This window comes from Candidatus Sulfotelmatobacter sp. (assembly GCA_036500765.1).
Classification (GTDB): Bacteria; Acidobacteriota; Terriglobia; order Terriglobales; family Acidobacteriaceae; genus Sulfotelmatobacter.
Genome location: DASYBM010000013.1, coordinates 43,637 through 56,437, shown reverse-complemented (window position 1 = coordinate 56,437; position 12,801 = coordinate 43,637). Strand labels below are relative to the sequence as shown.

The following is a 12,801-nucleotide window of genomic DNA, read 5'->3' as shown; positions in this document are numbered from 1 at the left end:
TAACCGTTCTACTCCCATGCATCTGAAAATGACCGAACTCGAGACCGAACGCCTGCGCTTGCGAGAATTCCGGCCAGCCGATCTGCCTCTCGTGGCCGTGTGGGAAGGGACGGCTCACACCGAGAAATTCCTCGAATTCTGCCTTCAGTCGTATCGCCAATGGGGCATGGGCCCCTGGGCCCTCGTGAAAAAGCCGACCGGCGAAATCGTCGGAAACTGCGGATTCTGCCGCATCGGCTACGAACCCGATGCGGCATCCTTCGAATACTGCGGCGAAGTCAACTATTACATTGCCCCGCCCGATCGCCGGCAAGGCTTTGCCTCCGAGGCCTTGCCCGCAATTGTAAGCTTCGGATTCGACAATCTCCGCCTTACCCGAATTCAGGGCCGATGCTCCCCGACCAACGTTGGCTCAGAACGGGTAATGCTGAAAGCCGGTCTGCAATTCGAGCGAATGATTCCGGCTGCGGAAGATAGCTTGCCGGACGAAAAGCTATACGCAATCACGCGCGAGGGTTTCCACCTGAAATAACATCCCGCCTGAAATGACATCCCGCCCCGCGGATACCGCGATCCCTCAATCGCACATTTTTCGATACAACCCATTCAAACTTTCGCTGCCTGCGCCCGCCTTAAAAGGCGTTTAATGAATCTAGATCATAAACAGGGAGGTACGCATGAAATCTGAATATCCTTATGACCCAACGCCGGGACGAAAAGACGAGTTGATTCCACCGCCGCCGTCCCGCTTTATCGACGAGAAGATCTCGGACGAATCCGGCACGGAAGCGATCGCCGACAGCGCGCTCAAGCCGGCCGGTCTAAAAAATCCCTTCTGGAATTAATCTCGGCAAGCGCCGGTTCGCCGCGCAAAATTCCGTGATAACCGGCGCTGAATTTGTTCCGCTACAACTCAACTACTTCAACACAGGCAGACACAAGCACGGCCGGATTGCGAAATCCAACCCCGCCATTTCCTCCAGCGCCGGACGCAATTGCGAATCGCGGCAAGGCTCCAGCGTAATCACAAACGGTAGCGAGGATTTCTCATAGCCCGGCTTTTGCAGCAGAGAATCGATGTTCAGGTGATGCGCCGCCAGAATCTGCGCCAGCCGCGCCACGATTCCCGGCTGATCCCGCACAAAAAATCGCAAGTACCACGGCGTCTCGAAGTCGCTGCTGATGGTCGGAGCAATGATCCCCGAACCAGCGCTTGCCGGCGAGAACGCGTGGCCCGAAGTATCTCTGGATCCGGCCGAAAGGTTCTGCGCCACAAACATCAAGTCCGACATCACGGCCACGGCCGTCGGATCGCCGCCCGCTCCCGCGCCCAGAAATGCCATATCGCCGCCATAGTGGCCCGAAGTGAGCACCAGGTTCAGATTTCTCTGCACCCGGCCAAACGGCGAATCGGTCGGAACCACGCACGGGCCCACATCCGCGAATAAAGTATTTTCTTTCAAATCGGCCCGCGATATCTGCCGAATCGTACTGCCCAGCTCGGCCGCATAATCAAAGTCAACCGCATCCACGGCGCGAATCGTCCGCGCCCGAATCGATTCCGGCGCGACTCGCGTGTGCAATCCCGCCAGCGCCAGAATCGCGAGCTTGGCGCGCGCATCGCCGCCATCCAAATCTTCGGACGCGTCGGCCTCGGCGTAGCCGCGAGCCTGCGCCTCCTCCAGCGCCTCGCTGAACGGAATCCGCGCATTTTCGATTCGGCTCAGAATGTAGTTGCACGTCCCATTCAGAATTCCCGCGATGCCGTGCAGTCGGTCTCCACACAGTCCGGTGCGCAATGCCGGAAGCACCGGAACTCCTCCCGCCACCGATGCGCCGAACTCGATCTGGCATCCTTTGCCGCTTGCCAGTTCCAGCAGGTCGGGACCGTGGCGCGCGATGAGTTGCTTGTTTGCCGTGACCACCGACTTCCCGGACTCAAGCGCCTTGCGCACAATCGTTCCCGCCGGCTCGAGCCCTCCGATCAGTTCGATCACAATCTGAACATCGGAATTCAACACAGAATCGACGTCGTCGGTCCAGATAACATCGCTCGGAACGTGATTCGAAACCCAGTCCTGCTTCTTTCTCTCTACGTTGCGGTTGCATATATATGTAAGCCGCAGCGATCTGTCGCCGCGCTCGCACAAAATCCTCGCCACCGCGCGACCCACGGTTCCAAAGCCGATCAGCGCCACGCGGCATGCGGAACTTTGCTCGATCTCTGTGGTGTCGACCGCCGGTTTCGACGTGCTCTTAGACAAGCAATCTCCCGCTGAGAAATAGAATTCCCTATCATACGTGCGACCTTGCGCCTCGGAAACTGCAAACCGCAAGCCAGCTAGATGCTCACGCAGGGGCGGACGCATTCGTCCGCCCCTCGGTTCGGCAGTAAGGAGCGGGCGGCATCCTGGACCGAATCCGCATCAAAATTGATAATATTGTTCCTGCCTGCTGCGAGTGCAACACCGGCGGGAGCATCGCGGACAAGTTCCTTCAAAAGCGCCTCTCGGTTGCCCAAACGGGCCGAGCGCTGCGGTCCGCCACCACGCCCCGGCAGCGGGAGGAGAATGAATGATTCGAAAGTTCGCGGCGGTTCCCGGATGCAGCGTCGCTCCGGCCTTAATCCTGGTAACGATTCTGGCGGCGATTCTCGCGGGAGCCCCACCCGTCCACGCTCAACAAGATCCGGCTCAACCAGTTCCGTCGCAACCATCTGCGGATCAGCAGCCGCCCGCCGCGCAAGCTCCTGCTCAGCCACCACAGGCCCAACCCGCTAACCAATCCGGCACGCAGGAAGCTTCTCCGGAAGAGTCCATGCCCGGGCGCAAGCCAAAAGTGAAAGACTACAAAAACTGGGTGTTCAACGTAGGTGGCGGCGCGAGCCTAACCAACGGCTTGACTGCGAAGTTTGTGCGCGGCGGAGGCGGCATCGCCGCGGTCGGCGCTGCTCGCAATTACAGCAAGTATTTCGGTTTGCGCGTCGATTTCCAGTTCGACAATCTGCCGCTGCGCAACTCGGCTCTCGCGCTCGCGCAGGCGCCGGGAGCCACCAGCCACGTCTACTCGCTGCTGCTATCCCCAATTATTAATATTCCCGTCACCAGGGACTGGGGCGGGTACATCATCGGCGGACCCGCGTATTTCCATCGTTCCGGCAAGCTCGATTCTTCGTCCGCCATCCCGGGCTCTCCCTGCAACCCCTTCTTCGGTTGGTGGGGAACCTGCTCCAGCGTCAGCCTTCCAGTCAACGGTAATTTTCTGTCGTCGAGCCAGAATCAATATGGGGAAAGCTTCGGCGGCGGCATCACCCGCAAGATTCGCCCAAACATGGACTTCTACGTCGAGTTCCGCTATCTGCACGGCAAAGGCAACGGCACTACCATCGACTTGCGCCCAATCACCGTCGGGGTCCGCTGGTAAGAAGCCGGCTTCCACATTTGTATTGAGAATTTCGGAAGCCGAGAGCCGGAAGCCGGTCCTACTCCGGATTCGTGCGGTAACTCCACAACTCCGTATTCTGTTTCTGCAATTGTACAAATGACGAAGCTGGCGTAGCCTGTGCTACCGTCGCGCCCGAATTCTCGTCCAGCGCATTCACTTCTCTCACCACTGTTTCCACCAACTCATGCGTGGGCGCGAGCGAGCACGCCGGATCGGTTACCATCGCGTCTCCGGCAAGCAGGAAAGCCTGGCAACGGCAGCCGCCGAAATCTTCCGTGCGGCGATCGCAGCTGCGGCAGGGCTCCGGCATCCAGTCTTCGCCGCGAAAGCGCTGAAATGATGGCGATTCCTGCCAGATCCACGCCAGCGTCTTTTCGCGAACATTCTCAAACGACAACCCCGGCAATACCTCCGCGGCATGGCAGGGCAGCACCCTGCCCGCAGGATTGATCAGCATCAATCTTCGTCCCCAGCCGCCCATGCAGGCCTTTGGATATTTCGCGTAGTAGTCAGGCACCACCGAATCGATGCGCATGCGGCCAGCCAGCCGCTTTTCTGCGGCGGCGACAATCGCCACCGCCTTCTCCAGCTGCGCCCGCGTCGGTAGCAGGGCAGCGCGGTTGGCCAGCGCCCATCCGTAGTACTGAGTGTGAGCGATCTCGACTCGCTCCGGATTCATTTGCTCGATGAACGCAATCATCTCTTCCAGATGGTCGAGATTCTGCCGGTGCACGACCAGGTTCACCGTGAAGGCGAGCTTCCTCGCCCCAACCCGCCGGCGAATTGCCCGCGACAGTTCGATCTTATGTGCATGCGCTTTAGCGCCGGCAATCCAGTTCGCAGATTCTTCCCGCGAGTCCTGAAAGCTGATCTGAATGTGGTCGAGTCCCGCATCGACCAGCGCCTCCAGCCGCGTCTCGTTGAGGCCGATACCCGACGTGATGAGGTTGGTATAGAGACCCGAGGACCGAGCCGCCGCAATCAGTTCCGTCAGGTCCGGACGCGCCAGCGGCTCGCCGCCTGTAAAATGCGCGTGCAACATCCCCAGCTTGCCGGATTGCCGGAATACGCTTTCCCATTCCTGAGTCGAAAGCTCCGCCCGCGTGCCCGCCAACTCCAGAGGATTCGAACAATAGACGCAATGCAGCGGGCAGCGATGCGTGACTTCGGCGATCAGAGCGAGAGGGTTGGGAACCATGAGCCTTTGCTGGCGACAATTCAGTAATTCTGCTGTCTTATTATCGTTGACCTTCCAATTCTAAGATATCCGCTTTTGCCATCGCTGAGGAAGGTTACTGGCGCATTTCCCGCTTGACGATAGTGTTACTCGAGGTAACAATCGTACAGTGTATAAGGTCGTCACGACTAAATCCTTCGCCAAAGCGCTTTCCAGGCTTCCGGCGAACTGGCAGAAGCGGATTGTGAGCAAGATCAAAGAGATCGCCGCCGATCCTTATGCCCAGCACAACAATGTTACCAAGCTGCAGGGACGAGACGGCTATCGGCTGAGAATCGGCGACTGGCGCGTCCTTTACGAGTTGCACGACGACCGCATTGAATTATGGGTCTTGGAAGTAGGAGTGAGAGGAGGAATCTATTGATGCGTATCGAAACGATTACCCGTAAGGGCAGGGAATTTGCTCTGATTCCTGTGGAAGATCTGCAAAAGCTGATGGAAGATGCGGAAATGCTCGTCGACGTAAAAGCCTACGATGCCGCAAAGGCGCGCCTTGAAAATGGCGAAGACGAACTCATACCACTCGAGATCACCGAACGCAGGATGAAGGGAGAGCCAGCGCTCCGCATTTGGCGTGAGCATCGGAAGCTTACCCAGGAGCAACTCGCCAAAAAGTCGAAAGTATCACGTGCCCTCATCGCAGCGATTGAAACAAAACGTAAGACCGGGTCGGTCAACACTTGGAAGAAACTGGGTGCTGTACTCGACGTGAGTTGGGAGCAACTGGCGTAAAGGAACCGAATCGGGAGCGAGAGGGCTGGGAGCAATGGATTAATAACGGGGGATCAATAAGCAACGAATACTGAGACCATTGCGATTGGTGACCGATGCGCACATATCCCCTCGCGACGCAGCCTCCAAATCGCGATAAGGGTTAAAATGACGGAGGTGAAATATGTCGACCCTCGATTGGTCTCATTGCCCGGCCGTGGAAAGCGTGCCGGGACGATTAAGCGGCGCGTGGGTGTTTCGCAACACCCGGCTGTCCGTGTCCGTCGTGTTCGAGAACCTCGAAGCCGGAGCCACGGTGGATGAAATCTCGGAGTGGTTCGAAATTTCCAAAGAGCAGATAATGGAGGTTTTACAGTTTGTCGCCCGCTGCGTAGCCGCGCCGATTCCTGTGGACCGGGTAGCCCCTTTCTCTGCCGATGCTCATTCTTCTTGACCACAATGTGCCAGTCCCGCTATCCGATCATGGCGGCGGCGATCAATGCAGCCAGGCCCGGCAGTTATACCGAAGTCGATTTTCCGTAACTAGTAATCCACGATTCTCTTCTTCTGCAACTGCTCCAGAAACTTGCCGATGTCCTCGCGTATCTTCCCTGGATCCGCGACCGAAAACTGTTTCTGCAACACCGCGATAATCTCCCCGAATGTCCTCTGCCCATCGCATTGCTCCAGCACCTGCCGCCCCGTACCCTGCAGCTTGATCGCGCCTTCGGGAAACAGGATTACGCGATCTTCCTCCGTGCCGCCCCAACGGCATCCGGGCGCGAGGCGCGGCTGGCTCGAATCTGTAGGCGCTGCCACCTAGTTGCCCTCAATCATGAACGCCCCGGGCGGTGGCCAACCGGGCTGCACGTACGCGAAATGAAGCGCGTCGAGCTGCGCCCAAAGAATGTCGCACTTGTCGCGCAGCGCCTGAATCGCCAACTCCTGCTCGGCTCGCGTCTTCGCATTCTCGTAAACGTAGTTGACGGCGAACTTCGCATCCTCTGGCGCCTGCGTCAACCGCGCCTCGAAATAAGCCAGCCCGCCCGACAGCCATGGGTAATGCTGTCGCAGTTTCTCCATCCGCAGCGTGATCAGGTCGCGCGAAAACAACTCCGTCAACGATGACGCCACTGCTTCCAGCAACGAACGGCTGCGCACAATATTCAGATATTCGTTCACCGCGAAGCGCGTAGCGGGCAAGATGCCTTTCCCCGCCCGTACTTGCTGCGCGTCCAGCCCCGCGGCTTCGGCCAGTTTCAGCCAGCGCTTAATGCCGCCCTCGCTGGTCGCATCGCCGTCGTGGTCGACCACGCGCTTTCGCCAGGCGCGCCGGAACACCGGATCGGGCCCGCGCGACAGAATAATCGAATCCTTGATCGGAATCATGCTCTGGTAGTAATACCGGTTCAACGCCCAGGCCTGGAGCTGTCCGCGGTTCAGCCGGCCTTCGTGCATCATCAGATGGAACGGATGCTGGTGGTGATAGCGTTCCTCGCCCACGGCCCGCAAGTGCGCGCGCAGTCCATCGAAGGAAAGAAGGCCCGCGTCGGCCGCGCTTGCATCCGCGGTTCGATCGTCTACCGGTCGATCGTTTATAGGCCGATCGTTTATAAGTCGATCGTTTATAGTTCGATCTCGCATCCATCCTCCGCGATCTCCCAGCCACTCTCGCGCACCTGCCGGTATTCCGGCCCGGCCTGGTTCAGCATGGGATTTGTGTTGTTGATATGTACAAAGATTTTACGTGGACGCCGCAGCTCAGCCAACCGGCTGATGCTGCCTTCCGCGGACGAAACCGGAACATGTCCCATCTGTAAGGCGGATTGTCCCGACCCTTGAATCCGGATTAGCTCATCGTCGCTCCAGAACGTGCCGTCGAATAGCAGCACGTCGGCCGATTCGAACTCTTCGAGCAGCGTGTCGTCGATCTGAGGAACGGCCGGCATGTAGGCAAGCCGCTTGACTGATGGCGATTCGACTTTCGAATCGGCATTCGAATCGGGATTCGAATCAATGATCAGGCCCAACGACGCTTCTCCCGCCGCGAGTTGCGATTGCCGCTGCGCTGAAACGTACGCCGGATAGTGGGTGCCCAACGAAAGCGCGCGGCCGCGCAGCCCGGAATCTTTGCCCAGAGCAAACGATGTCCGAGGAGTGAAGTCGGACCACGTCAGTTGTCCAGGTATGCGCCGCAGCATGGCGAACATGGAATTGTCTTCGGTAAGAATGCGGCGGATCGAGCTGGTCGCGTGCACCCGCAGCGGCTGCAACTCCCGCAGCAGCAAAAGGCCCAGCACGTGGTCGACGTCCGCATTGGCGAGCACAGCGCCGGCGATCGGCGATTGACGAACGCTGCGCGCGCCCTCGATCTTCCCAGGATGACGTTCCCGGGGATGCAGTTCCGGAGTGGCTTCGATTTGCGCCCTCAGATCAGGAGACGCGCCGAGCAGAAACCATGAGCGGTCGTTGCCACTAACGGCCACTTGAGTCTGGCTGCGCGCTTTGCCGGGAAAGGTTCCGGCCCGGACCGCGAGGCAGTTGGGGCAGGCACAATTCCACTGCGGAAATCCTCCGCCGGCAGCGGAGCCAAGTATCTTCACGCGCATGGCTGGAGTTTAACAGCCGAGTGGTCGCGCTCGCTGGCGCAGGCGATTTTTTGATTCTCCGCCGGTCAGGATGACAGAAGTTGCAAGCTTTGTGCAGCGGCTGAGCATGAAAAGTGCAAATCGGCAACGGAAATTTCGACGCTGAGGTGGTTTTAACTTGCGTTTAGCGGGGCCAGGGGACATACTCGAAATGTCCTTCTGGCAAGGGCTTCAGCCTTCCCCCGCCCTCCCCATCACTTCCTTCTCCTAAAAATGCTGGTCATCCTGAGCGGAACCGTTCTTCAGGCGAAGCGAAGAGCCCGCCCTGAGCGAAGTCGAAGGGATCTCCCGCTTCACCGCCTTCGGCGCGTAAGCCCCACCATCTCGCGAGAAAGTTCTTGACCCAACTTCGCTTGCCTTAAAATAATTAAGGCTGCTAAAGTTTTTCGCCTTACAGGAGATCACTCTGCTTACAACTTCCCCAGCCGCAACTTTCAATGGCCATTCCATGGTTGGCACACTCCAGCGCGTGCTGGTCTGCTCTCCTCGCACCGCTGGCTGGAACCAGCCTGAGCGGGCCGCTCGCTGGCGCGACCTCGGCTTCCACCGCGCGCCCGATTTCGCTCCGGCTCAGGCGCAGCATGACGCCCTGTGCCGCGAACTCGAAAACACTGGCGCGGAGGTGATCGAAGCCCCTCCCGCGCCCGATCTCTCGCTCGACGCCGTTTACACCCACGACGCATCTCTCGCCACCGACTTCGGCATCATCGTCATGCGCCCCGGCAAGGCCAATCGCATCGCCGAAGGCCGCAATCACGGTTCGTTCTGCACGCTTCTCGGCATTCCGGCCTTGGCGAAGATCGTCGCCCCCGGAACCACCGAAGCCGGAGACATTCTCTGGTTCGATTCGAAAACCTTGCTGATCGGCTGTGGCTACCGCACCAATCCCGCCGGCATCGCGCAAATGCGCGACCTGCTCGCCCCGAAGGGCGTGGAAGTTCTCTCCGCGCCGCTTCCCTACGGCTCCGGACCCTCCGCCTGTCTGCACCTGATGTCGCTCATCAGCCTGCTCGACCAATACACTGCCCTCGTCGATCTCCCCTGGCTCGCTGTCGAGACCGTCGAACTCCTCAAGTCGCGCGGATTCCAGTTCCTCCCCATCGACGACTCTGAACGCGACACGCTCGCCTGCAACGTCCTCGCCCTCGGCGGCAAGCGCTTGCTGGCCCTCGAGGAAAATCAGAAGACCAACGCCCGCCTCCGCCAAGCCGGCTTCGACGTCCGCACCTTCCCCGGCAGCGAACTCTGCGTCAACGGCAGCGGCGGCCCCACCTGCCTTACCCGCCCTTTGTTGCGCGGGTAAATTGAAAAATTGGGAATCTTAGGCTTGTGTGGGGACGGGCGCCTTCGCCCGTCCCGCCGAGCGCAGCGAGGCGCCTACCCCTTCGCCAGATATTCCGCCAGTCGATCGAACGTCTCCCCAAAGTCCTGCTGCATCAACTTGCGATATCAAGGGGATGGAAGCGGGCGCAGCGTTTCGATTCGCCTGGCGGGATGCGTAATCTCATATTAATACATAATTGTACGTACAGGTCTGCCTTACATGGCGCACCATTCCCTTTGCAGCCGGCAAAACGCTGTAGGAGGGGGGCTACGATGCCATTTCCGGAGCCGGAAACGGCCATTGCTGCGACGATCGATCGGCTGGATAGGGGAAGGTTCATCCAGCGCAAAACTCTGCGTCTTGAAGCCTGCCAGGAGCCCTCTACGACTTTTCAATCACTTGCACGGAGACGCAACGACTTACGGACAATGACCGTTAAATGAGTCGTTAAATCCGAGAAAGTACCGACGCCGAAGACCAACGACCAACGACCGACCCTAGTGCGCCAGCGGCTGAAACGGCCCCAGCACCGCAGTCATTCCCGCGCGCTTGCGCAACTCCGTCAGCAGGGCGCTGGCGGCATTCTGATACGTCTTATTCGGATCGGAAGGATCCGCCCAGACCGCGTCGTAAATAATCTGCGCCGCCTCTTTCAACTCCAGATGCAGCGCCGCCTCGAATACATCCACTCGCTCCTGTAACCGTTCGTAGCACGCATTGCAGATTTCCGCGCTGGCCGGCTCGCCCGAGTGGTGTTCGCCAATCTTGCAGAACGCTTCCGGCCCCTTGACCACGTCGGCGTGCGCTTCCAGAAGTTGCGACTTGAACTGGCGCAGAAATTCCTCGCGCTCCTGTTCGATCACCGCCGTATCGGGAATCGGATCGGCTTCGCTCGACACCGCTCTCACTGGAATTTTCGCCACTACCGGCGAAACTCGCTCATTGTGGTGGCAGGTGGGGCAGGCATCGAGATCGGCCGGGTAGTAGAGATGGCATTTCGAACAAGGTAAACCATATCCCGAAGCCCGCCGCGGGGCGCTGCCCTCGGCGCGGGGGATCATTTCCTTGGCCAACGCGCCGTCCTTGGCCAAAGCCGCATGCACTACGGCATTCACGGTCTCTTGCTGGGATCGGGTTGCGTTGGTCGCCATCGGACTTCCAGTCCTGTTCTCCGGTCTTTTTAGTCTATCGACCGTCTCAGGATTCGCCTAAGCACCGTAGTACAACGGGGACATTGGCCAACCGGCCAGCTTGCAGATCATTTGCGCTTAACGCGATTTCGGTTCTTTCATGAGCTTGAGCAGCTCTTCGCGTCGCGCGCGGTAGAGTTGGCGCTCGGGGTCGAGTCGCGCCGCAACCTCCAGTTCCGACAGCGCTTCGTCATATCGATCCAGGGTCATCAGGCAGGCAGCCAGCGAATAGTGGTTGTCCGCCGAGGCATTCAGCCGCAGCGCCTCGCGAAATTCCTTTTCCGCCGCCTGCAATTCTTGCCGTTGATAGAGCACAGTTCCCAGCAGATGGTGCGCCGCCTCCGAGTCTGGATTCAGCGAAACCGCCAGCCGCAGCTCGCGCAGCGCCTCTTCCGGCTTGTTATCGAGCAGCAGCGCCTGCCCCAGGGCGCGGTGCTCCGCCGATCCCGTCGGATTCAGTTGCAGCGCCAACCGAAGTTCATCCACCGCCGCGTCATACTTCCTTTTCGCCATGTACGCGCTGGCCAGGCAAGCATGCCCCTGCTGCCATTCCGGATGTTCCCGGTACAACGCATTCATTTCCTCTATGGCCGACTCGAATTTTCCCTGATCGCAATACGTATTGCCCAGATTGTTGCGGATCGAGGCCTCGCCCGGCGCCAGCTTCTTGGCCTCGCGATACTCGGTCACTGCCTGTTTCAGATTTCCCTGTTCATGCAGAATCAACCCCAGGTTCGCGTGAGCCTCCCAGAACTCGGGGCGCAACCGAAGGGCCCGCTCGTAGGCCGCAATGGCGCCGGGCAGGTTTCCATCGGCGTGCAACGCAATACCCATGTCGTAATAGGTGTCAGCATTGCCGCGATCGTCGCCTGGGTTGCGGGCCAGCGACTCTTCGTAGGCATGCACCGCGGCCCCATACTGGCCGTTCGAGTACAACCCCAGCCCCAGAAACTGATAGGCCTCTGCATTCTTCGGATCGAGACTGAGCGCCGTGCGCGCCTCGGCGATCGCATTGGGGCCATCGTCCAGGCGGTAGAAAAGATAGGCCAGCGCGCCGTGATTCTCTGGAAACTCCGGCATCAGCCGCGTCGCCTCCGCCAGTTCGTCGAAGGCCTCGTCCCATCTTTCCTGCTGGCGCAACATTACGCCCAGCGCAAAATGCAAAGCGGAATTCTGCGCGTCACCGGCAACCACCTTATGCAAATCGTCTTCCGCTTCTTTGAACTGTTGTTTGCGGGCTTCCACCGCGGCCTTCACCAACCCATCTGGAATTGCAGGACCCACCATCGCGGACATGGCGTTCCCCGAGCTTAACGCCCGCATCAACGGCTGAGTGGCGCCCGCAGACTCCATCTGCCGAAGTTCGCTCTGCGTGGGCAGCGTTGCCAAACCATGCTGCGCAACCAGCCCGGCCAGCCGGCCGCCTGGAACTCCGCCCACCAGCCAGGCGGTAACCTGCATGCTGGTCAACGGTTTTGGATCGGTCCGTTGCGCATCCGTGGATTGTGCCGCGGCGGCAGCCGCCAAACTGAACAGAAATAGATATATGAACGCCTGGATTCTCACCGGACTCCCCAACGCCTGAATTGAATTAAGACTGGATCGCTTGCTGGTGGCGGCTTTCGGCCGACCATTGCCGTGAAGGCCCCTCTGGAAACATAGCCCGGCCAAGCGTCCGGAGGTAAGGTCACGGAGGTAACCGGCCGAGCGTTTGGCCTCTGAAACGCCGATGGCATTAGGCAGTGTCGCAATTTGGCTCACGCGACGCGCCGGTTAAGCCTGAGATCCTTCGCTTCGCCTGAAAAACGGCTACACTCAGGATGACACCGCACTCTAGAAAGCCAAATTGCTCACTACCCTGGCATATCTAAGTTTGACTTCCCCAGTAACCCGCCGTAACCTAGAGGGGTTAAGGGATATTCGATAGCTGTCTGTTCCTTGGAGGTTTTGTGGGAGAGCTTTTCCAACCAACACATTTGTTGCTCATCGCGATCGTTGCCCTGATCCTGTTCGGACCCAAAAGGTTACCGGAGTTGGGCAAGGGCTTGGGCGAGGCGATCCGAGGCCTGAAAGACGGGATGAAGGAACAACCCCCGGTCCAGCCTCCAGCCGATCAGAGCAAGAATACCGAGCATAAGAGCTAGCTCAGCGCTGACCGACTGCCCCGCTGGTCGTACATGGTGATCGAGCATGGCGGGCAGATCCTCTGGCTGCAAGTCTCCGCTTTGACACAACCGTGTCCATATT

15 protein-coding genes are annotated in these 12,801 nt (G+C 59.2%); 8 read left to right on the top strand and 7 right to left on the bottom strand.

The window, feature by feature from the left end; all coding sequences use genetic code 11:
* The first annotated feature begins 16 nt into the window (after positions 1–16).
* Together VGM18_15310 and VGM18_15305 are read left to right on the top strand one after the other, a co-directional pair.
* On the top strand, positions 17–532 hold the full coding sequence (locus tag VGM18_15310; GenBank protein ID HEY3974372.1) for a GNAT family protein: 516 nt from the start codon (positions 17–19) through the stop codon (positions 530–532).
* 145 nt (positions 533–677) lie between these two features.
* Positions 678–845, top strand: a complete 168-nt coding sequence (locus VGM18_15305; protein ID HEY3974371.1) for a hypothetical protein — start codon at positions 678–680, stop codon at positions 843–845.
* Positions 846–917: 72 nt separating this feature from the next.
* Here VGM18_15305 and VGM18_15300 read toward each other — a convergent pair whose 3' ends face one another.
* A complete protein-coding gene (locus tag VGM18_15300) occupies positions 918–2,264 on the bottom strand; it encodes a homoserine dehydrogenase (GenBank protein HEY3974370.1) in 1,347 nt (448 codons plus the stop codon).
* A 310-nt stretch (positions 2,265–2,574) separates the two neighbouring features.
* Between VGM18_15300 and VGM18_15295 the strand changes: the two genes are divergently transcribed.
* Entirely contained in the window at positions 2,575–3,423 is an 849-nt protein-coding gene (locus tag VGM18_15295; GenBank protein HEY3974369.1) for a hypothetical protein, read from the top strand.
* A 58-nt stretch (positions 3,424–3,481) separates the two neighbouring features.
* On the opposite strand, the gene pqqE is transcribed toward VGM18_15295, so the two are convergent.
* Complete coding sequence (gene pqqE, locus VGM18_15290; GenBank protein ID HEY3974368.1) at positions 3,482–4,642, bottom strand: pyrroloquinoline quinone biosynthesis protein PqqE; 1,161 nt, start codon at positions 4,640–4,642, stop codon at positions 3,482–3,484.
* Positions 4,643–4,790: 148 nt separating this feature from the next.
* On the opposite strand from pqqE, the gene VGM18_15285 reads away from it, so the two are divergent.
* The 3 genes from VGM18_15285 (at position 4,791) to VGM18_15275 (ending at position 5,846) form a co-directional block, all read left to right on the top strand.
* Positions 4,791–5,045, top strand: coding sequence for a type II toxin-antitoxin system RelE/ParE family toxin (locus VGM18_15285; GenBank protein ID HEY3974367.1), 255 nt, complete (start codon positions 4,791–4,793; stop codon positions 5,043–5,045).
* Positions 5,045–5,413 (top strand): helix-turn-helix transcriptional regulator, encoded by a 369-nt coding sequence (locus tag VGM18_15280; protein HEY3974366.1) that lies wholly within the window; start codon positions 5,045–5,047, stop codon positions 5,411–5,413. Before VGM18_15285 ends, VGM18_15280 begins: the two co-directional genes overlap by 1 nt.
* Before the next feature lie 163 nt (positions 5,414–5,576).
* Entirely contained in the window at positions 5,577–5,846 is a 270-nt protein-coding gene (locus VGM18_15275; protein HEY3974365.1) for a DUF433 domain-containing protein, read from the top strand.
* 89 nt (positions 5,847–5,935) lie between these two features.
* On the opposite strand, the gene pqqD is transcribed toward VGM18_15275, so the two are convergent.
* From pqqD to pqqB, 3 genes are read right to left on the bottom strand one after another with little or no spacing between them, the layout of a single operon-like run.
* Positions 5,936–6,211, bottom strand: coding sequence for a pyrroloquinoline quinone biosynthesis peptide chaperone PqqD (pqqD, locus tag VGM18_15270; GenBank protein ID HEY3974364.1), 276 nt, complete (start codon positions 6,209–6,211; stop codon positions 5,936–5,938).
* Positions 6,212–7,036 (bottom strand): pyrroloquinoline-quinone synthase PqqC, encoded by an 825-nt coding sequence (gene pqqC, locus VGM18_15265; GenBank protein HEY3974363.1) that lies wholly within the window; start codon positions 7,034–7,036, stop codon positions 6,212–6,214.
* A complete protein-coding gene (gene pqqB, locus VGM18_15260) occupies positions 7,018–8,001 on the bottom strand; it encodes a pyrroloquinoline quinone biosynthesis protein PqqB (protein ID HEY3974362.1) in 984 nt (327 codons plus the stop codon). Before pqqB ends, pqqC begins: the two co-directional genes overlap by 19 nt.
* Before the next feature lie 487 nt (positions 8,002–8,488).
* On the opposite strand from pqqB, the gene VGM18_15255 reads away from it, so the two are divergent.
* On the top strand, positions 8,489–9,343 hold the full coding sequence (locus tag VGM18_15255; protein ID HEY3974361.1) for an arginine deiminase family protein: 855 nt from the start codon (positions 8,489–8,491) through the stop codon (positions 9,341–9,343).
* A 518-nt stretch (positions 9,344–9,861) separates the two neighbouring features.
* Here the strand turns inward: VGM18_15255 and VGM18_15250 are convergent.
* Both VGM18_15250 and VGM18_15245 read right to left on the bottom strand, forming a co-directional pair.
* Positions 9,862–10,515 (bottom strand): hypothetical protein, encoded by a 654-nt coding sequence (locus tag VGM18_15250; GenBank protein HEY3974360.1) that lies wholly within the window; start codon positions 10,513–10,515, stop codon positions 9,862–9,864.
* 117 nt (positions 10,516–10,632) lie between these two features.
* Complete coding sequence (locus tag VGM18_15245) at positions 10,633–12,120, bottom strand: tetratricopeptide repeat protein (GenBank protein HEY3974359.1); 1,488 nt, start codon at positions 12,118–12,120, stop codon at positions 10,633–10,635.
* A 383-nt stretch (positions 12,121–12,503) separates the two neighbouring features.
* Between VGM18_15245 and VGM18_15240 the strand changes: the two genes are divergently transcribed.
* A complete protein-coding gene (locus VGM18_15240) occupies positions 12,504–12,698 on the top strand; it encodes a twin-arginine translocase TatA/TatE family subunit (GenBank protein ID HEY3974358.1) in 195 nt (64 codons plus the stop codon).
* Positions 12,699–12,801: the final 103 nt, after the last annotated feature.

What these genes read in the sequence shown, in the direction of transcription:
- VGM18_15310 (HEY3974372.1), top strand. Translation starts at nt 17, where the DNA reads ATGCATCTGAAAATGACCGAACTCGAGACCGAACGCCTGCGCTTGCGA.
- VGM18_15305 (HEY3974371.1), top strand. Translation starts at nt 678, where the DNA reads ATGAAATCTGAATATCCTTATGACCCAACGCCGGGACGAAAAGACGAG.
- VGM18_15295 (HEY3974369.1), top strand. Translation starts at nt 2,575, where the DNA reads ATGATTCGAAAGTTCGCGGCGGTTCCCGGATGCAGCGTCGCTCCGGCC.
- pqqE (HEY3974368.1), bottom strand. Translation starts at nt 4,642, where the DNA reads ATGGTTCCCAACCCTCTCGCTCTGATCGCCGAAGTCACGCATCGCTGC.
- VGM18_15280 (HEY3974366.1), top strand. Translation starts at nt 5,045, where the DNA reads ATGCGTATCGAAACGATTACCCGTAAGGGCAGGGAATTTGCTCTGATT.
- VGM18_15275 (HEY3974365.1), top strand. Translation starts at nt 5,577, where the DNA reads ATGTCGACCCTCGATTGGTCTCATTGCCCGGCCGTGGAAAGCGTGCCG.
- pqqC (HEY3974363.1), bottom strand. Translation starts at nt 7,036, where the DNA reads ATGCGAGATCGAACTATAAACGATCGACTTATAAACGATCGGCCTATA.
- pqqB (HEY3974362.1), bottom strand. Translation starts at nt 8,001, where the DNA reads ATGCGCGTGAAGATACTTGGCTCCGCTGCCGGCGGAGGATTTCCGCAG.
- VGM18_15255 (HEY3974361.1), top strand. Translation starts at nt 8,489, where the DNA reads ATGGTTGGCACACTCCAGCGCGTGCTGGTCTGCTCTCCTCGCACCGCT.
- VGM18_15250 (HEY3974360.1), bottom strand. Translation starts at nt 10,515, where the DNA reads ATGGCGACCAACGCAACCCGATCCCAGCAAGAGACCGTGAATGCCGTA.